General features: G+C 42.7%; 19 protein-coding genes and 1 riboswitch (1 of these 20 running past the window's edge). Of the genes, 8 read left to right on the plus strand and 11 right to left on the minus strand.

The window, feature by feature from the left end:
- Positions 1-4,996: the 5' portion of a retention module-containing protein gene (locus tag ACLKML_RS18795; RefSeq protein ID WP_413284493.1), read on the minus strand. It extends 26,834 nt beyond the left edge of the window; 4,996 of the gene's 31,830 nt are visible here — the first part of the coding sequence; the start codon lies at positions 4,994-4,996; its stop codon lies beyond the left edge, outside the window.
- Positions 4,997-5,236: 240 nt separating this feature from the next.
- Here ACLKML_RS18795 and ACLKML_RS18800 point away from each other — a divergent pair, with 240 nt between their 5' ends.
- Entirely contained in the window at positions 5,237-5,590 is a 354-nt protein-coding gene (locus tag ACLKML_RS18800) for a DUF2750 domain-containing protein (protein ID WP_413284494.1), read from the plus strand.
- Between the two features lie 124 nt (positions 5,591-5,714).
- On the opposite strand, the gene queC is transcribed toward ACLKML_RS18800, so the two are convergent.
- Entirely contained in the window at positions 5,715-6,401 is a 687-nt protein-coding gene (gene queC / locus ACLKML_RS18805) for a 7-cyano-7-deazaguanine synthase QueC (RefSeq protein ID WP_413284495.1), read from the minus strand.
- 183 nt (positions 6,402-6,584) lie between these two features.
- On the opposite strand from queC, the gene ACLKML_RS18810 reads away from it, so the two are divergent.
- Entirely contained in the window at positions 6,585-7,397 is an 813-nt protein-coding gene (locus tag ACLKML_RS18810; RefSeq protein WP_413284496.1) for a Cof-type HAD-IIB family hydrolase, read from the plus strand.
- 104 nt (positions 7,398-7,501) lie between these two features.
- Here ACLKML_RS18810 and ACLKML_RS18815 read toward each other — a convergent pair whose 3' ends face one another.
- The 7 genes from ACLKML_RS18815 to ACLKML_RS18845 form a co-directional block, all read right to left on the minus strand.
- The gene (locus ACLKML_RS18815; RefSeq protein WP_413284497.1) at positions 7,502-7,987 is read right to left on the minus strand and encodes an N-acetyltransferase family protein; all 486 of its coding nucleotides are present in this window, start codon (positions 7,985-7,987) and stop codon (positions 7,502-7,504) included.
- 245 nt (positions 7,988-8,232) lie between these two features.
- Positions 8,233-10,113: a propionyl-CoA synthetase gene (locus tag ACLKML_RS18820; protein WP_413284498.1), complete on the minus strand. Its 1,881-nt coding sequence runs from the start codon at positions 10,111-10,113 to the stop codon at positions 8,233-8,235.
- A gap of 25 nt (positions 10,114-10,138) precedes the next feature.
- Entirely contained in the window at positions 10,139-11,440 is a 1,302-nt protein-coding gene (gene prpF, locus ACLKML_RS18825; protein WP_413284499.1) for a 2-methylaconitate cis-trans isomerase PrpF, read from the minus strand.
- A 14-nt stretch (positions 11,441-11,454) separates the two neighbouring features.
- The gene (gene acnD / locus ACLKML_RS18830) at positions 11,455-14,031 is read right to left on the minus strand and encodes a Fe/S-dependent 2-methylisocitrate dehydratase AcnD (protein ID WP_413284500.1); all 2,577 of its coding nucleotides are present in this window, start codon (positions 14,029-14,031) and stop codon (positions 11,455-11,457) included.
- Between the two features lie 40 nt (positions 14,032-14,071).
- Positions 14,072-15,202, minus strand: a complete 1,131-nt coding sequence (prpC, locus tag ACLKML_RS18835) for a 2-methylcitrate synthase (protein ID WP_413284501.1) — start codon at positions 15,200-15,202, stop codon at positions 14,072-14,074.
- Between the two features lie 266 nt (positions 15,203-15,468).
- Positions 15,469-16,362 carry a methylisocitrate lyase gene (gene prpB, locus ACLKML_RS18840; protein WP_413285931.1) on the minus strand — a complete coding sequence of 298 codons (894 nt, stop codon included), beginning with the start codon at positions 16,360-16,362 and terminating at the stop codon, positions 15,469-15,471.
- Entirely contained in the window at positions 16,362-17,063 is a 702-nt protein-coding gene (locus ACLKML_RS18845) for a GntR family transcriptional regulator (protein ID WP_413284502.1), read from the minus strand. Before ACLKML_RS18845 ends, prpB begins: the two co-directional genes overlap by 1 nt.
- Positions 17,064-17,326: 263 nt before the next feature.
- On the opposite strand from ACLKML_RS18845, the gene ACLKML_RS18850 reads away from it, so the two are divergent.
- From ACLKML_RS18850 to ACLKML_RS18870, 5 genes are all read left to right on the plus strand, one after another.
- A complete protein-coding gene (locus ACLKML_RS18850) occupies positions 17,327-18,010 on the plus strand; it encodes a DNA-3-methyladenine glycosylase I (RefSeq protein WP_413284503.1) in 684 nt (227 codons plus the stop codon).
- Positions 18,011-18,142: 132 nt separating this feature from the next.
- On the plus strand, positions 18,143-19,570 hold the full coding sequence (locus tag ACLKML_RS18855; protein WP_413284504.1) for a TolC family protein: 1,428 nt from the start codon (positions 18,143-18,145) through the stop codon (positions 19,568-19,570).
- The gene (locus tag ACLKML_RS18860) at positions 19,567-20,553 is read left to right on the plus strand and encodes an HlyD family secretion protein (RefSeq protein WP_413284505.1); all 987 of its coding nucleotides are present in this window, start codon (positions 19,567-19,569) and stop codon (positions 20,551-20,553) included. The genes ACLKML_RS18855 and ACLKML_RS18860 overlap by 4 nt, the downstream gene beginning before the upstream one ends.
- A gap of 1 nt (position 20,554) precedes the next feature.
- On the plus strand, positions 20,555-21,760 hold the full coding sequence (locus ACLKML_RS18865; RefSeq protein WP_413284506.1) for an ABC transporter permease: 1,206 nt from the start codon (positions 20,555-20,557) through the stop codon (positions 21,758-21,760).
- Positions 21,757-22,884: an ABC transporter permease gene (locus ACLKML_RS18870; protein ID WP_413284507.1), complete on the plus strand. Its 1,128-nt coding sequence runs from the start codon at positions 21,757-21,759 to the stop codon at positions 22,882-22,884. Before ACLKML_RS18865 ends, ACLKML_RS18870 begins: the two co-directional genes overlap by 4 nt.
- A 10-nt stretch (positions 22,885-22,894) precedes the next feature.
- Here ACLKML_RS18870 and ACLKML_RS18875 read toward each other — a convergent pair whose 3' ends face one another.
- On the minus strand, positions 22,895-23,632 hold the full coding sequence (locus ACLKML_RS18875; protein WP_413284508.1) for a chromosome partitioning protein ParA: 738 nt from the start codon (positions 23,630-23,632) through the stop codon (positions 22,895-22,897).
- A gap of 511 nt (positions 23,633-24,143) precedes the next feature.
- A riboswitch (glycine riboswitch) is annotated at positions 24,144-24,263 on the plus strand.
- A 186-nt stretch (positions 24,264-24,449) separates the two neighbouring features.
- Between ACLKML_RS18875 and ACLKML_RS18880 the strand changes: the two genes are divergently transcribed.
- Positions 24,450-25,826 carry an alanine/glycine:cation symporter family protein gene (locus ACLKML_RS18880; protein ID WP_413284509.1) on the plus strand — a complete coding sequence of 459 codons (1,377 nt, stop codon included), beginning with the start codon at positions 24,450-24,452 and terminating at the stop codon, positions 25,824-25,826.
- Positions 25,827-25,999: 173 nt separating this feature from the next.
- On the opposite strand, the gene ACLKML_RS18885 is transcribed toward ACLKML_RS18880, so the two are convergent.
- Positions 26,000-26,647, minus strand: coding sequence for a LysE family translocator (locus ACLKML_RS18885; RefSeq protein WP_317715088.1), 648 nt, complete (start codon positions 26,645-26,647; stop codon positions 26,000-26,002).
- Positions 26,648-26,767: the final 120 nt, after the last annotated feature.

Consider the following 26,767-nt stretch of genomic DNA (forward strand, 5'->3'; position numbering starts at 1 on the left):
CATCGGTGTCGGTGATATCCACACCAAGGCTTAGGTTGTTAACGTCACCGTCAGCGTTGCTTTGTTCAATCGCTTGGTGCTGAGTCAAGCTGTATGTGCCATCGGTATTGATGTTGGCTGATAGCACATAGCTACTGGTGTCTTCCGGATCGGTGCCGGTGTACACCACCACTGTGCTGCCATCGTTAATGATGGCCACGTTGGTGTCCAGATTGTTGCTGGTTAAACCGGCCCACGCATCGTTGGTTAACACATCGTCATTGAAGGTTACGGAGTCAACATCGTCGCTGCCTTGCGCAATAGTGATTGCGAGTGGATCGCCATTGCTGTCAGTACTGATGGTTTGTGCCGTTTCAGTTTCCGTCCAGGCCACGCTGCTGCTTTCCGCCGTCGCTAACGTGCCATCGGTAATGGCAATCGCAATGTTAGCGGCATTTTCAACGGTATCGCCGTCGGTGTCGGTGATATCCACGCCTAGCGTCAAGTCGGTGACATCGCCCTCGGCGTTACTCTGTTCTATTGCTTGATGTTGGGTCAGATCATACGTGCCATCGGTATTAATGTTGGCCGACAACACATAGCTGCTGGCATCTTCCGGATCACTACCCGTGTACACCACCACTGTGCTGCCATCGTTAATGATGGCCACGTTGGTGTCCAGGTTGTTGCTGGTTAAACCGGTCCACGCATCGTTGGTTAACACATCGTCATTGAAGGTTACGGAGTCAACATCGTCGCTGCCTTGCGCAATAACAATCGCGAGCGGATCGCCGTTGCTGTCGGTCGAAATAGTTTGCGCCGCTTCAATCTCCGTCCACGCCACGCTTCTGCTTTCCGCCGTCGCCAACGCGCCATCAGTAATGGCAATCGCAATGTTAGCAGCATTTTCAACCGTATCGCCGTCGGTGTCGGTGATGTCCACGCCTAGCGTCAAGTCGGTGACATCGCCCTCGGCGTTACTTTGCTCAATCGCTTGATGTTGGGTCAGATCATACGTGCCATCGGTATTGATGTTGGCTGATAGCACATAGCTACTGGCGTCTTCCGGATCGGTGCCGGTGTACACCACCACTGTGCTGCCATCGTTAATGATGGCCACGTTGGTGTCCAGATTGTTGCTGGTTAAGCCGGTCCACGCATCGTTGATTAACACATCATCATTGAAGGTTACCGACTGCACATCGTCGCTACCTTGCGTGATCACAATCGCAAGTGGATCGCCGTTGCTGTCGGTCGAAATCGTTTGCGCCGCTTCAGTTTCCGTCCAGGCTACGCTGCTGCTTTCGGCCGTCGCTAACGCGCCATCGGTAATGGCGATGCTGATGTTAGCAGCATTTTCAACGGTATCGCCGTCGGTGTCGGTGATGTCCACGCCTAGCGTCAAGTCGGTGACATCGCCCTCGGCGTTGCTTTGCTCAATCGCTTGATGTTGGGTCAGATCATACGTGCCATCGGTATTGATGTTGGCCGACAACACATAGCTGCTGGCGTCTTCCGGATCATTACCCGTGTACACCACCACTGTGCTGCCATCGTTAATGATGGCCACGTTGGTGTCAAGATTGTTGCTGGTTAAGCCGGTCCACGCATCGTTAGTCAGTACGTCATCATTGAAGGTTACGGAGTCAACATCATCGCTGCCTTGCGTAATAGCAATCGCGAGTGGTTCGCCGTTGCTGTCAGTCGAAATAGTTTGCCCTACTTCAGTCTCCGTCCACGCCACGCTGCTGCTTTCCGCCGTCGCCAACGCGCCATCAGTAATGGCAATCGCAATGTTAGCAGCATTTTCAACGGTATCGCCGTCGGTGTCGGTGATGTCCACGCCTAGCGTCAAGTCGGTGACATCACCCTCGGCATTGCTCTGTTCTATTGCTTGATGTTGGGTCAGATCATACGTGCCATCGGTATTGATGTTGGCTGATAGCACATAGCTGCTGGCGTCTTCCGGATCATTACCCGTGTACACCACCACTGTGCTGCCATCGTTAATGATGGCCACGTTGGTGTCCAGATTGTTGCTGGTTAAACCCGTCCACGCATCGTTAGTCAGTACGCCATCATTGAAGGTTACGGAGTCAACATCATCGCTGCCTTGCGTGATCACAATCGCTAACGGATCGCCGTTGCTGTCGGTCGAAATCGTTTGCCCTACTTCAGTTTCGGTCCACGCTACACTGCTGCTTTCGGCCGTCGCTAACGCGCCATCGGTAATGGCGATGCTGATGTTAGCAGCATTTTCAACGGTATCGCCGTCGGTGTCGGTGATATCCACGCCTAGCGTCAAGTCGGTGACATCGCCCTCGGCGTTGTTCTGCTCTATCGCTTGATGTTGAGTCAGATCATACGTGCCATCGGTATTGATGTTGGCTGATAGCACATAGCTACTGGCGTCTTCCGGATCGGTGCCGGTGTACACCACCACCGTGCTGCCATCGTTAATGATGGCCACGTTGGTGTCCAGATTGTTGCTGGTTAAGCCAGTCCACGCATCGTTAGTGAGTACATCATCATTGAAGATTACCGACTGCACATCGTCGCTGCCTTGCGCAATAGTGATTGCGAGTGGATCGCCATTGCTGTCAGTCGAAATAGTCTGCGCCGCTTCGGTTTCGGTCCACGCCACGCTGCTGCTTTCCGCCGTCGCTAACGCGCCATCGGTAATGGCAATAGTGATGTTAGCGGCATTTTCAACGGTATCGCCGTCGGTGTCGGTGATATCCACGCCTAGCGTCAAGTCGGTGACATCGCCCTCGGCGTTACTTTGCTCAATCGCTTGATGTTGGGTCAGATCATACGTGCCATCGGTATTGATGTTGGCTGATAGCACATAGCTGCTGGCGTCTTCCGGATCGGTACCGGTGTACACCACCACTGTGCTGCCATCGTTAATGATGGCCACGTTGGTGTCCAAGTTGTTACTGGTTAAGCCAGTCCACGCATCGTTGGTTAACACATCGTCATTGAAGGTTACCGACTGCACATCGTCGCTGCCTTGCGTGATCACAATCGCGAGCGGATCGCCATTGCTATCAGTCGAAATAGTTTGCCCTACTTCAGTCTCCGTCCACGCCACGCTGCTGCTTTCCGCCGTCGCCAACGCGCCATCAGTAATGGCAATCGCAATGTTAGCAGCATTTTCAACGGTATCGCCGTCGGTGTCGGTGATATCCACGCCTAGCGTCAAGTCGGTGACATCGCCCTCGGCGTTACTTTGCTCAATCGCTTGATGTTGGGTCAGATCATACGTGCCATCGGTATTGATGTTGGCTGATAGCACATAGCTGCTGGCGTCTTCCGGATCGGTACCGGTGTACACCACGACTGTGGTGCCATCGTTAATGATGGCCACGTTGGTGTCCAAGTTGTTACTGGTTAAGCCAGTCCACGCATCGTTGGTTAACACATCGTCATTGAAGGTTACCGACTGCACATCGTCGCTGCCTTGCGTGATCACAATCGCGAGCGGATCGCCATTGCTGTCAGTCGAAATAGTTTGCCCTATTTCGCTTTCCGTCCACGCTACGCTGCTATCATCAGCACTAGCAACTGAACCATCAATCACCGTATAATTAAGTGAATTGCTAACTTGATCACCATCAAAGTCAGTTGATGTAATAGGAAGAAGAATATTAAGAGCATCGGACAGATTATTATCTTGCTCGAATGATTGATATTGGCTAATGGAATAATTACCGTCCAAATCAACTGTTGCTTCAAATACCAAATTGTCTGGTTCACCTGCGATAAAGACACTTAACGTGCGTCCATCATCTGACAACACAACATCTAACGATTGATTATTACTTAACACATCATCAAATAGGTTTAGTGCAGACTCATCAAAACGAATATCTTGTAAATAGTCCGAACCAATATCAATTACCGAACCTTCAAAGGTAGCCGGATTATCCACACTTAAGTCAACTGTTTCTGTATATTCGATATTAACGTCAACCGCTGATTGATTAACACCATCATTTATCGTTGGTGTTAATGTCACCGGGTTAACCAAATAATTACCATTGGTGTCTTGTCCCTGAATCGACACATCTATTGCTAAGGTATCGTCGGTAAATCTTACTAAACCAGTGTTCCCTTGAGAAACATTGTGATCAATAGGTTGTTCTAACGTTGTTGTTAGGGACAACTCAACATTACTTCCAACTGAGTTAGCATCTAGAGTAATGGTAACAATAGTTACGTCACCTTGGACGCCGATGATGCTATTGGTATTTGCATCAAAACTAAACACTACCGCTTCACCAGAAGAAGTAATTTCACTATTAAGTTCAGCAATAAGATCGGTAAGTTGCTCAGCTTCAAATGTAAACGTTGTTGGGTCAAGAGGTCGTGTACCAGCCTCCACTACAGTGGTTAATACCGAGGATGACGCTGCGGCCCCTATTTCACTTTCAGTCAATGATATACTGGCGCTTTCGCCGCCCGAACCAGGAAGAATTAAGTTTCGGTCTTCATCTTCTTCATTTCCTGTTCTTTCAAAACCTTGAGTCTGGAAGTAAGTAGAAGCAAGCAATTCAGCGTAAGTATAATCAATAGTGCCAAAACCGCCCAATGCACTCGTTACACCTGGCCCACCTGCAGCTGCTGCTTCTAACGCAAGTGTCGGGTCGACACCATCTAAAATAGCTTGTTGTATTGCAGCAATATCGTCACCATCAAATGATAGCTGTTGATTGTCAACTGCATCAGTATCTACCGTCAATTCGGCACCTACTGGGCCTACAACCAATGGATTATCTGTGCTTTGGCTTTGATTTTCTGGTGCAAGACAAGATAGGCAATTTTTATCGACAATAACAAGTTGCCCATTTATTTGAACGATAACTTCGGCATTATTAGGAGTAAGTAGAATGTCGTTTGCGAGTAATTGCATGCCAGATTGAACGTTTGTAGCCGCCGATCCTGGTCGAATCAAGATGGCATCACCAATACTCGATGTCACTAATCCATTTTGAGTTAAAATTTGTTCAGTCATACTTTTATTCCCCAACATTTTACTTATAGCTTGAACTGCCTGCCGAAACATCTGAATTGAATGAGTGGCTCATCAGATAGGACATTATTTTGAGTCAAATCATGAGTTTTACAATTTTGTTAAATGTGCACCCATATATTAACAGTATATCATGCTATACAACTTTCTGAATAAAAAAGTATTATTTTATATAGCTAAAGGTGATAATCTTAACTTACTAAATATACTGAGAAAAATGCCATGACAAAACTAACATCTGATACCGCTCAAAACTTACAATTGTTTATTGATCAAACAAGAAAAAATCAATTAGTTTGGGGGTTAAAAAACAGTGACGGAGATTGGCTCGCCTGTGATTCATCAGAATTTGAGAACAGCGAAGTCATGCCATTTTGGTCTAGTAAAGAAAGTGCGGGCATTCATAACGTAGAGGAATGGGCCGAGTTCGAAATATGTGAAATCCCATTAGACGTATTTGTAGAAGACTGGTTAATTACTCTATCTGAAGATGGTGTACTGGTAGGAACCAACTGGAATGAAAATCTTGAAGGTAAAGAAATGGAACCTTCAGACCTGGCTAAATTATACCTATAAATATTTATCTGATTTTCTATTAAGAAAGCCCATTATTGGGCTTTCAATTTACACTTTGTTACAACTTCCATTTAGTAAAAGGTATTTTTAACTCTGAATTATCTAAATGAATAATAATAATAATTTATGTCTGCTTATGTATCAGACTAGCAACGACGCTTGATTGATTCGCTAGATAGTCATTTAATCCAGTTTGTCTCAATTTACACGATGGGCAATCACCACAACCATCACCAATCACACCATTGTAACAAGTCAACGTTTGCTCTTTAATTAATTGTAGTGAGTTGTATTGATCAGCCAAGGCCCATGTTTCGGCTTTATTCAACCACATTAAAGGCGTTTCAATTGTTAGCTCCCTATCCATTCCTTTAATCAGAGCAGTATTAAGTGATTTGACAAAGTCATCACGGCAATCCGGATAACCTGAAAAGTCAGTTTCACAGACCCCAGTAATGATAACTTTCGCACCGATCTGATAAGCATATATTGCAGCTAAAGTGAGAAAAAGGATATTACGTCCAGGAACAAATGAGTTAGGTAATCCGTTAGATTGCAGCTCGTCTGAAACAGCAATATCATCGCGAGTCAATGAACTAATCGCTAGTTCATTTAACAAACTCACATCCATTACTTTATGGGCAACAACACCCAATTTTTTAGCCAGTTTCTGAGCAATCTCAACTTCTAATTTATGTCTTTGACCATAATCAAAAGTGATAGCGTGCACTTGATCGAACTCTTTTAGAGCTTTGACTAAACAAGTAGTCGAGTCTTGTCCGCCACTAAACACCACAACGGCTTTTTTCATTTATTATCCCCAAGCTTATTTTTTAACGACATTAATTGACTCTATATGCCAGGTCAATTATTAGTGATATTTAAAATAAGTTGGACCTTAAATTTGACGCCAGATAGAACTTATATTTAAGCGGGTTTAGAACTAGTGTATTCTTTATCCAAATGACTGTTTTTTGTTACCTTAAGGTTAAGTATGTATAAATTAGTTGCGCTAGATATGGATGGAACACTGTTAAACAGTGAAAAGCAGATCACTCAAAGAAATAAACAAGCAATTGCGCAAGCTCGTGCGCTAGGTGTAACAGTGATTCTCGCTTCTGGGCGACCATTAGCAGGCATGCAAGAAAAATTGCAAGAACTTGAACTAACCACCGACAAAGACTTTGTGGTTTCCTCCAATGGTTCATATGTACACAGAGTGTCTGATCTTGGCATGGTACACAGTCAAATTGTGACAGGTAAAGATGCAAAAAGAGTCGCTCAACTTGCCCGAGAGTTGGGGGTCAACATGCATGCGTTTAGTATTAAGCATGGCTTAATTACCCCTAAACATAATCAATATACGCAGCATGAATCAGATATAAATGGCATCACTGCTCAAGAATTCGATTTCTCGCAATTAGAAGATGAAGATGGAATTGTTAAAGCGATGTTTGCCGATTCGCCAGAAAAACTTGATGCGGTTACCCCGCAACTTACTTCCGAGCTCTATGATGATTACACTATTGTACGCAGTGCTTCTATCTTTTTAGAGTTTTTGCATAAACAAAGCAATAAAGGAGTTGGTGTGGCCGCTGTAGCTAAGCATTTAGGCATAGACTCGAGCGAAATAATCAGTATGGGTGACGCCGAAAATGACCATCATATGATTGAATATTCGGGATTAGGTGTCGCAATGGGTAACGCCACAGAGCAAACAAAAGCACTTGCTGACTATATTACGGCTACTCATGATGAATCTGGTGTGGCACAGGTGATAGAAAAATTCATACTCAATACTAAGTAGCTAAAGTAACTAAATGACTCGGTATTTGTCATCAAGATAAACGAATCCAAGTTTAAGTAACTTGGATTTAACCAACTCAAAATTACTCACTATTTACCACCCTATCAGCGGGCGATTGATTTACACATCCAATGGATGTGATGATCAAAGCCTTTTTTTTGGTAAAAGGCTTTTGCGGGTTGATTAAAGTCCCAAACCTCAACGAATACTTTTTTAACACCGTATTGTTCAAAGATAAGCTCGATTCGTTGCATTAATTGTTCTGCTATTTTTTGCTTTCGATATTCCAATGACACAAATAGCTCATCAACACTGCCCATTAAGATAGGTTTGCTGATTACCGAAACCAATTCACAAAAATGACCAGTAACAAAGCCCAGCACTCTATCTGTCTGCTGATCTATCGCGACATACACTAAACATTCTGGGTCATCTAAATAGCGGCTAATCGATTTTTGCTGTTCAATCTCTTCAGCGGTTTTTATATCACTTGGATAACTCTGATGGTGAAAATCATGCAGCTCGAACATCAAGCGGTTAAGTTGTTCAAGATCGTCTAAACACGCGGCGCGGATTAAAACAGAAGTCAAAATTAAATCCTATATAAGATATTGATTCACTGGAATTTAACCCCACTATACCAATAATTATTTCAAAATAAACAACAGCATAAATATTAAACGAATCAACCATCATTCTAAGATAAAAACAACGATGATTCCAAAATTAAAAAAGCAAAGACGCTCATTAGTAAGCGTCTTTGCTTGATCTGGTAATATCGGTCATCGATATTGTAACGATTCAATTAAGTGACTAATTTATCGAAAATTTAATATTAATCATGATGAAGCACTCGTTCCATTTCAGTTAAGCTACTTGGATCATCAATAGTAGAAGGCACGGTATATGACTCACCATCAGCAATCTGACGGATAATGCGACGCAAAATCTTTCCCGAGCGAGTTTTAGGTAGTCGGTCCACCACTAACGCATGTTTAAAACACGCAACGGCACCTATTTCTGTACGAACTTTACCAATCAGTTCACCTTGCAAAACCAATTCATCCATTTTGACACCATCTTTGAGCACAACCAACCCTAAGGGCAGTTGACCTTTGAGTTCGTCATGGACACCAATAACGGCACATTCTGCCACCGCTGGATGCGCGCCAACAATTTCTTCCATTTCACCAGTCGATAACCTATGTCCGGCTACATTGATAACATCATCGATTCTTCCCATAATAAACAGGTAGCCATCTTGATCTACATAGCCTCCGTCACCAGAAATATAGTAGCCATCGAATTGACTGAGGTAACCACTTTCAAATCGATCATGATTGCGCCAAACCGTAGGCAATGTTCCAGGAGGGAGTGGACGCTTTAACGCGACAAATCCTTGCTGATTAGGCGGTACGAGTTCACCTACTTCATTTAACACCACCACATTGTAGCCTGGAACCGCGACAGTCGCAGAGCCTGGTTTAACTTCCATCATTTCTAATCCGGTAGGATTACTCGCTATCGCCCAACCTGTTTCAGTTTGCCACCAATGATCAATTACTGGCTTTTCGGTTTTTTCTAGCACCCAATCTAACGTTGGAGGGTCTAAACGCTCTCCCGCCATAAAAATAGTATCAAGCTGAGATAAATCATACTTCGCCAATAAACACGCATCAGGATCTTCTTTTTTAATCGCTCTAAATGCAGTTGGTGCAGAAAACAAAACCTTCACTTTATATTCATCACATACACGCCAGAACGCGCCAGGATCGGGAGTTCGAACCGGCTTACCTTCAAATAAAATGGTAGTACAACCATGAATCAATGGCGCATAAACAATATAGGAATGGCCAACTACCCATCCCACATCAGACGCAGCCCAAAACACACCATCTTGTGGCATATTATAAATGGTTTTCATACTGTATTTCATTGCCACAGCATGACCACCATTATCACGCACCACCCCTTTAGGTTTGCCTGTGGTTCCTGATGTGTACAAAATATACAGTGGATCGGTTGCTCTCACTGCAACACAATCGTGTTTCTTCGCCTTAGCCACCGCTGTTATCCAGTCGACATCTCGTTGATTATTCAACTCCGCCAGTTGTTCTTTACGCTGAAAAACCAATACTTTGTCTGGTTTCCAACGACTGTCCATTATTGCTTGGTCAATTAGTGGCTTGTATGGGATTATTTTTGATATTTCTATTCCACAAGAAGCAGTCATAATAACTTTGGGTTCGGCATCTTCAATTCGTACCGCAAGTTCATTCGGCGCAAATCCACCAAATACCACCGAATGAATAGCACCTAAACGCGCACACGCTAACATCGCCATCGCAGCTTCTGGGATCATTGGCATATAGATAACGACTCGGTCACCTTTAGTTACCCCATTATCGGCCAGCATACCGGCGACTTTTGCGACCTGATCACGTAGCTGATTATAGCTGTATTTGCGTTTGGTTAGTGTTACGGGTGAATCGTAAATTAGCGCAATATTATCACCTCGGCCCTGTTGACAGTGGTAATCCAAGGCGAGCCATGCGGTATTCATCACCCCATCTGGAAACCAGCGTTCAATTCCGTTTTGATCTTGCTCCAATATTGTTTTTGGCGCTTCAAACCAGTCAATATTCTGAGATTGTACTTGCCAAAAGTCTTCAGGTTGGGTTTTAGCCCATTGATATTCTTCAAAATAAGCAGACATATTGCTTCCTCCAACGTGTCTAAATTTAGTTATTAATATTGGTAGTGTTGCTGGTATTGGTAGTATTACTGGTACTGATCGTATCAAGGGTATCGACAGGCACTCTGACCCAACCTTCCATTAGTATTCTTGCACTGCGACTCATCACTGCTTTTTCAATCACCCACTGGCCTTGTTTTTGTTGAGCGTGCGCCCCTACTTTTAATGTTCCTGATGGGTGACCAAACGTAACAGAATTTTTTTCTCCACCACCTGAGGCGATATTAACTAGTGTATTTGGCACACAGGCTGCTGCTGCAATAGCTACGGCGGCGGTTCCCATCATGGCATGATGTAATTTGCCCATTGAAAGTGCTCTAACGACTAAATCAATCTGTTGTGCGCTAACCGTTTTGCCACTTGAACAAGTATAATCTTTCGGCGCTGAAACAAAGGCAACTTTAGGCGTGTGAGCTCGAGTTTCAGCTTGTTCAAGTGTCTCTATTAAACCCATTTTCATTGCGCCATAGGCTCGAATCTTCTCAAATAACTGCAATGCTGTAGCATCATTATTTATGTCATCTTGTTGTTCGGTGCCTTGATAACCAATAGCAGATGCATCAATAAAAATTGTGGCAATACCTGCATTAATCATAGTGACTTTGAGGATGCCTATACCGGGAACAAATAATTCGTCAATTAAATTTCCGGTTGGAAACATACCCCCTGTTCCTGCCGATGGGTTAACAAAATCGACTTGAATTTCAGCCGCGGGAAATGTTACGCCATCTAACTCAAATTCACCTGTTTCTTGCACGCATCCATTATGAATCGGGACGTGTACTACAATCGTTTTCTGAATATTAACTTGCCAAACTCGTACTACAGCAACACCATTATGTGGGATTCTTGATTGGTCTACTAAACCACTGTGTATGGCAAACGGCCCGACCGCAGCCGACAAATTACCGCAATTTCCACTCCAATCGACAAAAGGTTTATCAATAGAAACTTGGCCAAACAAATAATCTACATCGTGATCAGGTTGACTACTCTTACTTACAATTACCGTTTTACTGGTGCTTGACGTTGCTCCACCCATGCCATCAATTTGTTTGGCATAAGGATCTGGACTGCCGATAACACGCAGTAATAGACGATCTCTTATCTCCCCCTGTTGCTGAGCTGCTGGAGGTAAATCTTGTAAATTGAAGAACACACCTTTACTCGTTCCTCCTCGCATATAGGTAGCTGGAATTTTAATTTGGCCATGGTTGGTTTGCTCAGACGCTAAATGTGTTACGTCAACGCAATTATTATTAATTTGTTCAGAGGTGCCATTATTCATCACGATTCCCCTTTTTAAGCTAAAAAGTCTTGAGCAAAACGTTGTAAAACACCGCCTGCGTTATATACCGAAAGTTCATCTTCGGTATTTAAACGACAGGTAACCGTGACGTGATCTTTTTGGCCATTTTGCCTTGTTACGATTAAGGTAAGGTCACCTTCAGGTCTGATCTCTCCAACAACGTCGTACAATTCTGTTCCATCCAATTGTAGTGAATGTCGATTATCACCTGGCTTAAATTCCAGCGGTAAAACCCCCATTCCGACTAAGTTTGTACGATGTATCCGCTCAAAACCTTCGGCAACAATCACTTCGACACCTGCCAAACGTACGCCTTTTGCTGCCCAATCTCGCGACGAACCTTGTCCATAATCCGCACCTGCGATAATGAGCAAAGGTTGTTTACGTTGCATGTAAGTTTCAATCGCTTCCCACATTCGAGTCACTTTACCTTCCGGTTCTATTCGGGCAAACGAACCTTGCCGCACCGCTCCGTTTTCTGTCACCATTTCGTTAAAGAGTTTCGGATTAGCAAACGTCGCTCGTTGAGCGGTAAGATGATCACCACGGTGTGTAGCATAGGAGTTGAAGTCCTCTTCTGGTACACCCATTTTTGTCAAATATTCACCAGCAGCACTTGAGGCTAATATCGCATTCGACGGTGATAAATGGTCGGTGGTAATGTTGTCGGGTAATATGGCTAAAGGTCGCATTGCAGAAAGTGTTCGCTTGCCAGCAAGTGCGCCTTGCCAATATGGAGGACGACGTATGTAAGTGCTCTGTTCACGCCAATCGTACAATGGTTGGCTCTTTTCTGACTGGTCAGTCATTTTGAACATTTGAATATAGACTTGATTAAACTGTTCAGGCTTAACAAATTGTTCCACAACATCATCTATTTCTTGATCGGTTGGCCATAAATCATCTAAATAGATGGCTTCTCCGTCACTATTGGTGCCAATCGCATCTTTTTCTATATCAAACCGAATGGTGCCAGCTAACGCGTAAGCTACCACCAGTGGCGGAGAAGCTAAAAATGCTTGTTTAGCGTAAGGGTGAATTCGTCCATCAAAATTTCGATTCCCTGATAATACTGCGGTGGAATATAAGTCTCTTGCGATTATTTCTTGCTGAATCGCGGGGTCCAATGCGCCACTCATTCCATTACAGGTTGTACACGCATAGCCGACGATACCAAAGCCGAGTTTTTCTAGTTCTGGTAATAATCCAGATTCTTGTAGATACAATTTGGCGACTTTAGAACCTGGTGCAAAAGAGGTTTTGACCCACGGTTGACGGGTTAAACCTAGTTGATTGGCCTTTTTAGCTAATAGCCCAGCGGCAATAACATTTCTCGGGTTACTGGTATTAGTACACGAGGTAATTGCCGCGATAATCACTGCACCATCAGGTAGTTTGCCTTCTTGCTTACTCCACGCTTTAGCTATGCCACGCTGTGTTAGTTCGGATGTTGGTAATCGTCGATGAGGATTTGATGGACCTGCCATATTGCGATGAACTGCTGATAAATCGAATTCAAGTACGCGCTCATATTGTGCCTGTTGCAATGCATCTGCCCATAAACCAGTCTGCTTAGCATACTGCTCTACTAAAGCGATCTGTTTATCGTCACGACCGGTTAACTTTAAATAATTTATGGTTTGTTCATCAATATAAAACATCCCTGCGGAGGCACCATATTCTGGTGTCATATTAGAAATTGTGGCCCTATCTCCAATGGTGAGTCCTTTCGCCCCTTCGCCATAAAACTCCAGGTACGCTGACACGACTTTTTGCGCGCGTAAAAACTCAGTAATCGCCAGCACAATATCTGTAGCGGTAATTCCTGGCTGACGAGTACCGGTTAATTTCACTCCGACAATATCGGGAAGTCTCATCATAGATGGACGCCCTAACATAACCGTCTCTGCTTCTAAACCACCAACACCAATTGCGATAACCCCGAGCGAATCAACATGTGGTGTGTGACTGTCGGTCCCGACACACGTATCGGGGAAAGCTACTCCATTTTTAACTTGAATAACCGGCGACATTTTCTCTAAATTAATTTGATGCATGATGCCATTGCCTGCTGGAATCACATTTACATTTTCAAATGCAGTTTTGCACCATTCAATAAAATGAAATCTATCTTGATTTCTTCTGTCTTCAATCGCTCTATTTTTATCAAACGCATCGTTATCAAAACCAGCGTGCTCCACCGCGAGAGAATGATCGACGATTAATTGAGTTTCAACTACAGGATTCACTTTTGCTGGGTCACCGCCTTGCTCCGCAATAGCATCACGCAACCCGGCTAGATCCACCAATGCGGTTTGACCCAATATATCGTGACAAACGACTCTGGCGGGATACCAAGGAAAATCTAAGTCCTTTTTACGCTGTATAAGTTGCAACAATGCCGCGTCTAAATCGTCAGGATTACATCGTCTTACCAAATTTTCAGCTAACACACGAGAGGTATAAGGTAAGGTTGCGTAAGCGCCCTCAACTAGATTATCTACCGCTTGTTGTGCGTCATAATATTCAACTTGCGTGCCGGGCAAGCATTTTCTAAATTGACTATTCATCTATTCACTTCCTCTACTACTCGATCCAACTTACCGACAACTAATTTCTTTGTTCTATTGGCAACCATTGCTGATGCTCAGGACCATCGTAATCTGCACTTGGGCGAATGATCCGATTATTGTCACGCTGCTCGTAAACATGTGCGGCCCAGCCCGTTAGACGACTCATTACAAATATAGGCGTAAATAATTTGGTCGGAATATCTAAGAAATGATAAGCAGATGCATGAAAAAAGTCGGCATTACAAAATAGACCTTTTTCTCGTTTCATTACCGCCTCCACACGCTCAGAAACCGCATACAAATGTGTATCACCTACCGCTTTAGAAAGGGCTTGTGACCATTTTTTAATTAAGGCGTTTCTAGGATCGCAATCTTGATAAACCGCATGACCAAAACCCATTATTTTTTGTTTGTTCTTCAGCATCACCAAAAGCTCTTGTTCCGCTTGATCGGGCGACGTCCATCCTTCTATCATTTCCATTGCCGCCTCATTTGCGCCGCCATGAAGTGGTCCACGCAATGTCCCTACTGCCGCACTAATACAAGAATGCAAGTCAGATAATGTTGAAGCACAAACCCGTGCAGCGAAAGTAGACGCATTAAATTCGTGTTCTGCATAAACAGTTAGTGAGCAATGCATGACTTGTTTGTGCAGATCCGTTGGCGCTTTGCCAGTCAACATTTTTAAGAAGTAGCCGCCGATTGTGTCTTCAGACGTGTCGTTGGTATCAATCCGCACGCCGTCATGGCTAAAGCGATACCAATAACAAATCATCGCCGGAAACAGAGCAAGTAGTCTTTCTGTGCTCGCTTGTTGCTGACTGAAATCCATTTCCTGTTCTAGATTCCCCAACATAGAACATCCGGTACGCATTACATCCATTGGATGAGCGCTTTTAGGAATCAATTCTAAGGCTTGTTTTAGTTCATTGGGTAAACCTCTTAAACCAATCAGGCGAGCCTTATATTTGTCCAATTCGGCTTGATTTGGTAAGTGACCTTGTAGCAATAAATGGGCGACTTCTTCAAATTGTGCATGCTCTGCGAGGTCGGTAATGTCGTAACCTCGATAAGTTAGCCCTGTTCCAGACTGTCCAACAGTACAAAGTGAGGTTGTTCCTGCGCTTTGCCCTCGTAGTCCCGCTCCGCCTATTTTTTTATCTGACATGAGGTTCTCCTTTCCTTATTTCATCCGCTACCTGGTCGGTCGCTTTGATTGATTCACGTTATTTTCAATGTTTTATTTGTAGGTTTTTTTATTGTTTGTAATTGTTTTTTATTATGTTTTCTAAAAAATATTGCTGTTTTGTATTGTGTTATAACAAGTAGTATTAATGCTGGCATTTTTTAGGTTATCTGTGCTCACTTGTGGTAATTGTGATACGAAATGCAGTTACGATAGAAAGCATAAAAATCCATTAACCCGTTGCTAGGTTATTCTTGCGAAAACAGTTGATCGAGTTTGTTTTCGTAATCGTGATAATTAAGGTGGGCATACAGCTCTTTTCGTGTTTGCATATGCGTTACCATGGCTTGTTGGTTACCCACAGCTAATAAATGTTGGTAAACCATTTCTGCCGCTTTATTCATGGCACGAAAAGCACTTAATGGATAAAGAATCATATCCACATTGGCTTGAGCTAATTCATCACCACTGTAAAGTGGCGTTTGACCAAACTCAGTAATATTAGCCAATATAGGTACATGCTTTCCGGTCGCTGACGCCAATGCAGCCGAGAAAGTCTTATACTGCTCTAACTCTGTCATGGCTTCAGGAAAAATCATATCGGCTCCCGCTTCAACACAAGCAATAGAGCGTTCAATTGCGGCATCAATGCCTTCTACTGCTAAAGCATCGGTTCTTGCCATAATGACAAAATCGGGGTTAAGTCGCGCATCGACGGCAGCTTTTATCCTATCGGTCATTTCATTTTGGCTAACAATAGCTTTGTTCGGTCGATGGCCACAGCGCTTTTGCGCGACTTGATCTTCCATGTGTACTGCGGCAGCACCGGCTTTTTCCATTGCTTTAATGGTTCTTGCAATATTAAATGCGCCGCCAAAGCCGGTATCAATATCCACCATCAATGGAAGATCGCACGCATTAGTTATGCGCTCTACATCCACTAAAACGTCATTTAAAGTGGTAATACCGAGATCGGGCAAACCGTAAGAAGCGTTTGCGATCCCTCCACCAGACAGATATATCGCTTGATGCCCAATGTTTTTGGCCATCATTGCGCAATATGGATTGATTGTTCCTACGATTTGTAATGGGTTATTTTCTTTAACCGCTAATCGAAATTTAGCACCTTGGCTTAGACTCATCATTTTGTCTCCTTTACAGATTTCATTTGTTGCTCAATAAGCAATCGGCTACCTGAGATATGTCGTCTCATTAACATTTCAGCTAACTCTTCGTCACGGTTTTGTATCGCTTGCAAAATAAATTTATGTTCTTCTAACGCTTTCTCTGGTCGAGAGTGGGATCGAGGAGATTGCGCGCGATACATGCGTAGCAAGTGATATAATTCATCACACAATAAAGCGATTAATTTTGTGTTGCGGCTGGCTTTAATAATTCGGTAATGAAAATCGAAGTCACCTTGCTGTTGAAAATATGACCGCCCTTCCACTTCATCTATATGTTGCGAGTGTTTCGACAATAACTGTTGAAGCGCAACCAGCTCTGGTTCACTGATATGACGCGCTGCCAAACGCGCTGCCATGCCTTCTAGCGCTTCTCTTACCGCGTATAACTCTGATAAATGATGTTGAGAAAACGAAATAACCCGAGCCCCCACATGTGGGATGCGTTCTATTAAACCTAGCCCTTCTACCCGCATAATCGCTTCACGTAACGGGCCTCGACTGACACCAAAACGTTTGGCTAGTTCAGGTTCGGATATTTTTGCACCTGACTCTATATCACCGGTCACAATCGCTTCAATTAGGTACTCGGTCAGATTCTCTGACTTGGTATTTTCTTTGTCATTTGTAACGACAACTTTGTCGATAATCTGATTCACACAAACCTTCATTGTTAACAATATTATTTAATAAACGCTAAAATAACGGATAAAGGCCGATCATTTCAAGACAATTGTCGACAATGTAGACTAATGTCTAACCTTTCAATCATCGTAACAAACTAGATAGGCAGTCAATCAGAGCGAGTGAATATTCAGACAAATTTAATCTTGTTGTGATACCAGTTCTAAAAGTCCAGCAAGCGATCTACAATGATGCTTCATCGATGAAACCAACCATGGTCTACAAGCACGAGTATAAAATGGAAAAATTTGCTTCAATTTATCAACGAGCAGCCGAGCGTAAAGGTGGCGAACCAGCACTTGAATCCCTATTAAGTCGACCTTTAGCAAAACAACAATTACTGCAAATTACAGATGATCGATGGCTGTCCGCATTTACTATGAAAGTATTTCAATGTGGTATATCTTGGCGTGTGGTAAGGAATAAATGGCCGAATTTTGAACAAGCATTTTTTGAATTTCATATTCCCTCACTACTGATGTTGTCAGAAGAGCAGTGGGAACAAAAAGCTAAAGATCCCAAAATTATCCGTCACTTAACCAAGGTAATGTCAATTGCCACTAACGCACAGATGATCCTATCGGCTCGATATGAGCACCCTTCGTTTTCCAGCATGGTTGCTGACTGGCCAAACGAGGATATGATTGGTCTGTGGCTTTATTTGAAAAAACATGGCTCTCGACTTGGCGGAAATACTGGCCCTTATACTTTACGCCAAATGGGTGTGGATACCTTTATTTTGTCTTCAGATGTAGAGGCTTACCTACGTAACACCGCAATTATTGATTCAGGTCGAACGACAAAAAGAGCAATGACGGCGACTAACTCAGCCTTTGTTGAGTGGCAACAGCAATCTGGACGAAGCTTTACAGAGATCAGCCAAACCATTGCTTTTAGCTGTGGTGACAACAGCGTGATGTAATTCACCTGACCGATTCGCACCTTGTTAGTTAAAAAACAATTTATGTGGTTAGTAAAGTTTTAACCCAATCATGTTGAACTGACTTTACCTAGAGTATATGCTCTATTTTTATTGTCCTAAGGTTGTTTTGCTATGAATCACAAAAGCAAGATCACATTTCTGTTTGCATCTGTTGTATTTTCTACCTCTAGTCTCGTTAGTTCGGCGAGCTTTGCTGGCGAAATCAGTTTTGAAGATGCTTGGGGATTACTGCAAACAGAAAATAGTGCTATCGCAGCACAACGAGCCAATGTTGATCGTTATCAGCAACTAGAAAAAGCGAAATCTGCTCTAAATTTACCTTCCATCACTTTAGGGGCTAATTACACAAGATTAGACGATGATGTTACCGTAACAGGCGAACAATTAGCAGGCAGCCTGAATTCAACAGGGAGTGCATTGTTAGCGTCTACCGGCTTAAGTTCGCTTTTAGCGGGTATAACCTCCACCGTGACAGAAAAAGATCTGTTTAATTCATCTATCCGTGCCATATGGCCTATCTTTACTGGTGGCAGAATAGACGCGGCACAAGCAATTGCATCGGGACAAACCGACCAAGCTGTCGCACAACTGGCTATGGAAACGCAAGCGCAATATGACGATCTGGCAAAATATTATTTTGGTGTCGTACTGGCCAAAGATGTTTTACAAACCAAGATATCGGTCGAGAAAGGACTGACTAAACATCGCGATTTTGCGATCAAATTGGAACAACAAGGCCAAATAGCCCGAGTAGAACGGCTGCAAGCAGAAGCATCATTAGACAAAGCGATAGTGGATAGAAAAAAATCACAAAAAGACGTCGAAATTGCTATCTCCGCCTTAACGCAGATCCTAAATCAAGATCAAGCTGTTCTGCCAAAAACCACGCTATTTATCAACGATAAATTACCTCCGCTAAGTGCGTTTACCACTCAAACGCTAACCACCTATCCTGGTTTATCTATATTAGAGGCGAAAGATAAGCAAGCTAGCCAATTGATATCGGCAGAACGCGGGCGTTATTACCCACAAGTGTATTTATATGGTAATTACACCTTGTACGAAGATGACAGTTTGGCATCACAACTTACTCCTGATTGGTTAGTTGGCGTCGGTGTCAACATTCCATTATTGGATAACAATGGCCGTTCCGAATCGATTCAAGCCGCACAGAGTGCCAAATTGCAAGTAAACCATCTGCGGCAGCAAGCCAAACGCGATTTAACGGTATTGGTCGAGAAAACCTATTTTGAAGCAGAACAAGCTATTGAAGAAGTTAAAGGGCTTAACTCTAGTTTAACCTTAGCAAAAGAAAATTTACGCTTAAGAACCAAAGCATTTAATCAGGGACTTGCCACCTCTTTAGAAGTGGTTGACGCAGAATTATATGTTGCCAGTGTACGAACACAGCAACAAGTTGCTAGCTTTAATTATCTTATTTCATTGAATAAACTTTTAGCATTGAGTAGTGAAATGAAAACCTTTAACCAATATTCATCCAATCCATCACAGACGGTAAAATCAGAGGTAGAACAATGAAAGTCGTTAAACCCATCATCATCACAATCGCTGCTGTCGGTATCTGTTCTTGGATTGGTCTGAGTTTTTATCATGCCTATCAACCTAAACCGGTACAAATTCAAGGGCAAATAGAAGCGCAGCAATACAGTATATCGTCTAAAGTTGCTGGCCGTATTGATGAAGTTATGGTGGAAAAAGGCGAAACTATTTCAATCGGTGACCCTATTTTTACTTTGTACAGCCCTGAAATAACAGCCAAACTAGACCAAGCTCTTGCAGGACAAAAAGCCGCTGGAGCACTGGCTCTTCAAGCAGAGAATGGGGCGAGAAGTCAACAAATTGCCGCGGCGAAAGATCAATGGCAAAAAGCCAAAACTGCGGCTTCTTTAGCTGAGAAAACCTTTCAACGAGTGGATAACCTTTTTAATGACGGCGTGGTTGCTGAACAAAAACGAGATGAAGCCATGACTCAATGGCAAGCTGCCAAATATAGTCAAAGCGCCGCTTATCAAATGTATCAAATGGCCAAAGAAGGCGCGAGACAAGAGACAAAACAAGCAGCCAATGAAAAAGAACGCATGGCTGCCGGAGCCGTTGCTGAAGTCGAGGCTTATGCCAAAGACACCAAAATAAATAGTTGGTTTAACGGTGAAGTGTCACAAGTCCTACTCCATAGCGGAGAATTAGCGCCTCAAGGTTTCCCGGTAGTGACGGTAATTGATATGAACGATGCGTGGGCGGTGTTCAATATTAGAGAAGACAGGCTAAAACACTTCAACAAAGGTTCCCGCTTTGTTGCTTACCTACCCGCACTAGATTCGGACGTTGAATTTGAAGTAACTCATATTTCTGTAATGGGTAATTTTGCGACTTGGCGTTCAACCGATTCCTCACAGGGCTTCGATTTAAGGACCTTTGAAGTGGAAGCAAAACCAATAGAAAAAATTGACAACCTCAGGGTGGGCATGAGTGTTTCAGTCACATTAGACGTAGAAGAATAATATGGCAGACGATTTTCAACACAGATCGTTAGATTTGCAAGACAAAGCTCGACATATCAATGTTACGAGTAAGCTGTCTCAATGGCATGTATTGCGCAATGATAAATGGTTATTATCCTCGATTACATGGATCCCTATTTTACTTGCTTTATCAATATGGTGGATTTTTTCGCAAGGTATTGCTCGTGATTTATCTATTGCGGTGGTTAACCTCGAAGACAGTAGTTTGTCTCGCAATGTAATCCGACAGTTTGATGCCACACCATCACTTAAGGTTACGCATGTTTATCAAAGCGTCCAGCAAGCTAAACAAGCTCTTGTGGCTGGCGATATTTATGCCTATGCGGTCATTCCTACCAATTATAGCCGCGATATCTACTTGAACAAACTACCGCAAGTAACGGTGTTTTATAATAGCCAATACATTCTTATTGGTAAATTGATCAACTCAGCAATAGCTCAAGCTCATGCCACATTTAACGCTCAAATCGGTGTAACAAAACAGCTAGCTAAAGGGACAGGCACTATTGCTGCTGCAACAGGAAAAACGGTAACGATTCAGAGCCAAATCACGCCTTTGTTCAATAAAAATTCTAATTATGCCCAATTTCTGGTGAGCGCTATTATTCCTGCACTTTGGCAGATAGTGATTATTGTTTCAACCATACTGGCTTTAACTGCCAATCATCGAATATACGGCCTAAAAGCCATGTTAGGGTCGTCACCAATACGACAGGTATGTCGAATCACTGCTTTTTATGTCCCTGTATTTTCATTGTTTGGATTTGGCTTTTTAACCTGGTTCTACTTAGGATTTCAATGGCCTTTTGAAGGCACCTTATTTCCACTGATATATGCGCAGCTACTGACGATAATTGCTTGTGTGATAATGGGTTGTTTTTTCTTTTTTCTAACGCTTGATTCGGCAAGGGCGATGAGCTTTGCCGGCGCATTTACTGCACCAAGTTTTGCCTTTATGGGTGTCACCTTTCCAGTTTCTGATATGAATTATTTAGCATCAATCTGGCGTTCGTGTCTGCCTATCAGCCATTATATTGAAGTGCAGATTGGCCAATCTAGTTACGGTGTTACTTCATGGAATGCAATACACTCCATCTCAACTGGCTTATTAGGTTATCTCATTCCATTGGCATTAACGTATCTATTGTGTAAAAAACATCAAGCTAAACTGGAGGTGACATCATGAGTTACCTTGAACTGCTTAAAAATGAATTGAAATCTATTTTCACTAACCCAGTGATATTACTAACCATATTTGGCGGGGTGGTTTTTTATTCATTTTTGTACCCTTTACCTTACGCAAAACAAACGCCACAAGAGCAAAAAGTCACGGTGGTGAATCTAGATAACAGCTTGACTAGCCTTCAATTAGAAAGGATGGTTGACGCCACACCACAAATACAACTAATTGAACGAGCCCATTCAATATCCGAAGCGAAACAACAGTTTTTAAATGGCGATGTAAACGGTATTTTAGTCATTCCAGAGCATTTTTATAAAGATTTATTATTAGGTAAAAGCCCGACGCTTTCTTTTGCCGGAGATGCGTCCTATTTCTTAGTGTACGGTACTATAGTTCAAGGGTTAGCCAGTGCGAGTGGAACCTTAGCAGCCAAAGCGACAATTAATCGCTTGCTTATCGAAGGCGAACCGATGGTGAATGCCACTCACCACTATGCTTCTTCCATCGTAAATATGAAACCGACTTTTAATCCAGAAATAGGCTATGTTAATTACGTAGTGCCTGCGGTATTTGTACTGATATTGCAGCAAACGTTAATCATGGGTGTGGGTATATTGGGTGGCACACAGAAACATGGCCGTGGTTATTGGACACAAATTCCGCCTTTAAAATTGACTGTGATTCGATCAGCGATTTTTGTCTTCATTTATTATTTTCTAGCCATGTACTATTTTGGTTTTAGTTTCGATTTTTATTCCATTCATCGACTTGCACAACCAGTAATATTACTCACACTGTTACTGCCTTTCTTGTTCACCAGTAGTTTTATAGGGATCGTACTTGGCGCTCTATTACCACGCAGAGAGTTGGTTACGGTTGTGGTGTTAGTCTGTTCTATGCCCTTGGTTTTTAGTGCAGGGTTTATTTGGCCTTTGGAAAGCATCCCTAGCCCAATAATTTGGCTCTCCAATTTAATACCTTGCACACCGGCAATACAGGCTTTGCTCAAGGTCAATCAAATGGGAGCCGAATTTTCCGTTGTTAATCAGCAATGGCAATTGTTATGGATGCAATTTATCGCTTGGGGATTACTGGCTTACCTCGCGCTAAAATATTATGCCAAATAGGACACAAACGTTATAAACCAATATTACTGGCAATATTTTCTATCTCTCTTAGATCTAACTTATTAATTTCTATCATTTGATCAAGCTGAGAAAGGGTCGAATTTGCTTCGTCTTGTTTATCACAAGCAGATGAATTTGCATCAAAAGACGTTCCTTCTAAGTAAATATCACACTGTTTTTTATAACGTGACACTTTTGGCTCTAGGGTATCTCGTTCTTCTTGCAGTCGCTCTAAATCTTGCTTAATCAGCAACTCTCTTTGAAATAACTCCCGTGAGCGTTGGAATATATTGGTTTGCATAGCGATTTGTTGTTCTAATTCAGCGATTATCTTCTGCTTGTCAGTAATCTGTTCCGCTTGAGATTGAATCTGCAGTTCAAACTCGTCATTCACTTTTTCTAATTCAATAATCATTGCTTGCAATTTTTGTTGCTCTTGCTCACTTTGCAAAGCAATAGAATCCACTTGCGTTTTCACTCTGCGCTGAATGTCACTCTCCACATCCTGAAATTTATCTTCCACTGCTTGTTGTTTGTTATTCACCACATCCGTATGTAGTTTAGTGACCTGATCAACTTTTTCTTGCAACGCCTGATAGGCCGGTTGCCATTTATTCTCTGTTACTACCGACCCTAATAAACCGCCGACGGCAATGCCTAACACTGCAGCAATACCGATATAAATTAAGGTTCGCTTATCTCGCTCTTCAATAACAACAACTTCATCATCTTGATCTGAAGAATTCATAGGTTGATTCACTCTTCTTTCTCTCCTCTTTACCGAATCAATTCACTTATTACAAGTAGGCTGATATAGGTGGCCAATCCAATCAAAAATGTAAGTACCACTCCATACTGCACCTTCTTGTTTGTTCTATAACGAATCAGAACAACGGCAAGTAGAATAAAAGCTGCTATCGCGACGATTCTGGTCATACGGCCTCCTGTTTTCTTTTATATATAGCATCTTCTGATAAGTTTTACGTTGTTTTTTCACTAATTAGCCACTCAGCGATTGAAATTTGCGCAATCAAATATCTCGCTGCTGACAACCATTTAAATGTCCGGTATTATTCCGCGCACAGAATACTTGAATAATAGAATAATTCAGGTATTTGTTCCGATGAAGACGCCAGGAGAGAGGGTATAACGCTAATTATTTGTTAATAATTAGTTAAATCACCCCACCGAAGAAGTAAATCTTTCAGGTGCAATATGTCACGCGAATACAGCCGCGGTTTATTGCAAGGACTGTCGTTGGAGGAACCTCTGGAGAGAGCCGATATGCTCAGTTTAAAGACAATATTCGGCCGCCGAAGGAGCAAATCTGATTATCGTAATCAGGTGAAACTCTCAGGCAAAAGGACAGAGGAGTGGAAAGTGTATTTATAAGTATCTTGTGCATCCATCATAGAGTGACTGCCCTCTTAGTAAGCGGTCCTTTGTAGTAAACGATCCTTGTAGTAAACGCTTGTAACAGGCGTAATTATTACAAACGTAACATGAGTTCCTTAGCGCAACCTTCCCTCTTCTCTTGATAATTTATTATTTTATTAAGGGGAATCATGAGTAACATTCAAGCTACATTACAAACCGTCGACAGCTTTGTTTGGGGACCACCACTTTTAATTTTACTGGTTGGTACCGGAGCATATTTCACTTTTCGCTTAGGTTTGATCCAATTTAAACATCTTCCGACCGCTTTAAAGTTAGTTTTCAGTCGCTCTGACAACAAAAAAGCGCAAGGTGATGTATCCAGCTTTGCGGCATTGTGTACCGCATTATCAGCAACAATCGGGACCGGCAACATAGTCGGTGTTGCAACGGCAATCAAACTGGGCGGCCCTGGCGCACTGTTTTGGATGTGGTTGGCGGCTTTGTTTGGCATGGCAACCAAATATGCGGAATGCTTACTGGCGGTTAAGTATCGTAAAATAGACGACAAAGGCCAAATGGTTGGTGGCCCAATGTACTATCTTCAGTACGGTGTCGGTTCAAAACTGCTCGCAACCCTTTTTGCTATTTTCGCTCTTGGCGTAGCGTGTTTTGGTATTGGAACATTCCCGCAGGTAAACGCCATATTGGATGCTTCTCGACTTTCGTTTGGTATTTCAAGAGACATATCAGCGGTTGTGTTAACTTTATTGGTTGCGGTGGTCACTATTGGCGGAATCAAGTCAATTGCCAAAGTAGCGGGACGAGTGGTTCCTACTATGGCCGTATTCTATGTTCTCGCTTGCTTGTCGGTCTTAATTTCTAATGCTGACCAACTGTTTTCGGCAATAGAGCTCGTGATTGTATCCGCCTTTAGTAAAACAGCGGCAACTGGCGGCTTCTTAGGTGCGGGCATGATGTTGGCAATTCAATCTGGTATCGCGCGGGGTGTGTTTTCCAATGAATCAGGTTTGGGTAGCGCTCCAATGGCAGCAGCAGCAGCCAAAACAGATTCTTGCGTCCGCCAAGGTCTTATATCCATGACTGGCACGTTTTTCGATACCATTATAATTTGTACAATGACTGGCTTAGCGTTGATTTTAACTGGTGCTTGGCAGAGTGATTACGCTGGCGCAGAGATGACCACTCACGCTTTTGCTGTTGGTCTACATTCGGAAACATTGGGGCCAATGCTAGTCTCTATTGGTTTAATGTTTTTTGCTTTCACCACTATTCTTGGTTGGAACTATTATGGCGAACGTTGCGTTGTCTTTTTGATAGGAACCAAAGCCGTATTACCTTACAAAATTATTTTTCTGCTATTGGTAGCATCTGGTGCATTCTTGAAACTGGATATGATTTGGATCATTGCCGATATTGTTAATGGATTAATGGCGGTGCCAAATCTAATTGGTTTAATTGCCTTACGTCATATTGTAGTGGATGAAACCAATAAGTATTTTAATAGATTAGTTAAAGGCGAAGGTGAAGCCGTACTTAACCGTTAAAACAAATAAATTTACTAAAATTGATCAGCCTCTAAAAATCCATAAGCCCGTAAAAATCAATAAGCCCGCGAAAATTCGCGGGCTTATTGTTCGCTATTGTCTAGCAATTAATTGTCTAAAAGCTAACTGTCTAAAAAAGAAAGCATTTACCGAACTAATATACCTGTAAAATGCTATATTTTCGGCACTGGTGGTTCTTCTAGCAATAACTTAATACCAAGCGCTATCAATACCGCACCAGTAATCCCCTCCATCCATGTCATCACAGAACCATTTTGCACCAAGCGTTTAGCAAAATTAATCGCCCCCGCGAGACCACATTGCCATACCATAGCAATAACAAAATGAATCATTGCCATTACTAATGACTGCAACAAAGGCGAGTAAGCAGGATCGATAAACTGTGGTAAAAAGGCTAAATAGAACACCGCTGTTTTAGGGTTTAGTACATTAGATAGAAATCCTTCTCTTAAAGATTTCATCACTTTAAAATCAGCGTGTTTTGCTTCATTAATCGCTAAACTACTATTGCCTTTGAAGGTCGCTCGCAGACCATTTACACCAAGATAAATGAGATACGCCGCACCTATCCATTTCATCGCTTGAAAGGCTTCGGCTGAATGAAGCAAAATCGCCGAAATACCAATAGCAGAAAAAGTGGCGTGCACAAACAAACCTAAACAGATACCAAAACTGGTCACACAACCATCTTTCATACCCGAGCGGCTAGTATTACGAATAACCACCGCGGTATCTAATCCTGGGGTCAAAGTTAAAATCGTTATCGTAATCAAAAATGATTCGATATTTAAAATATGCATCCTTGTTATACCTTAAAAAAACTGCAGTTATTTCGTTATATCAGGTAATTAAGCGAAACCCAAGTCTTCTCTAACGTAATATAACAATGATAAACTGATTTTTTTCGTATTTTGGTTACT

The sequence above is a fragment of the Vibrio sp. MA40-2 genome, from assembly GCF_047302445.1.
GTDB lineage: Bacteria > Pseudomonadota > Gammaproteobacteria > Enterobacterales > Vibrionaceae > Vibrio.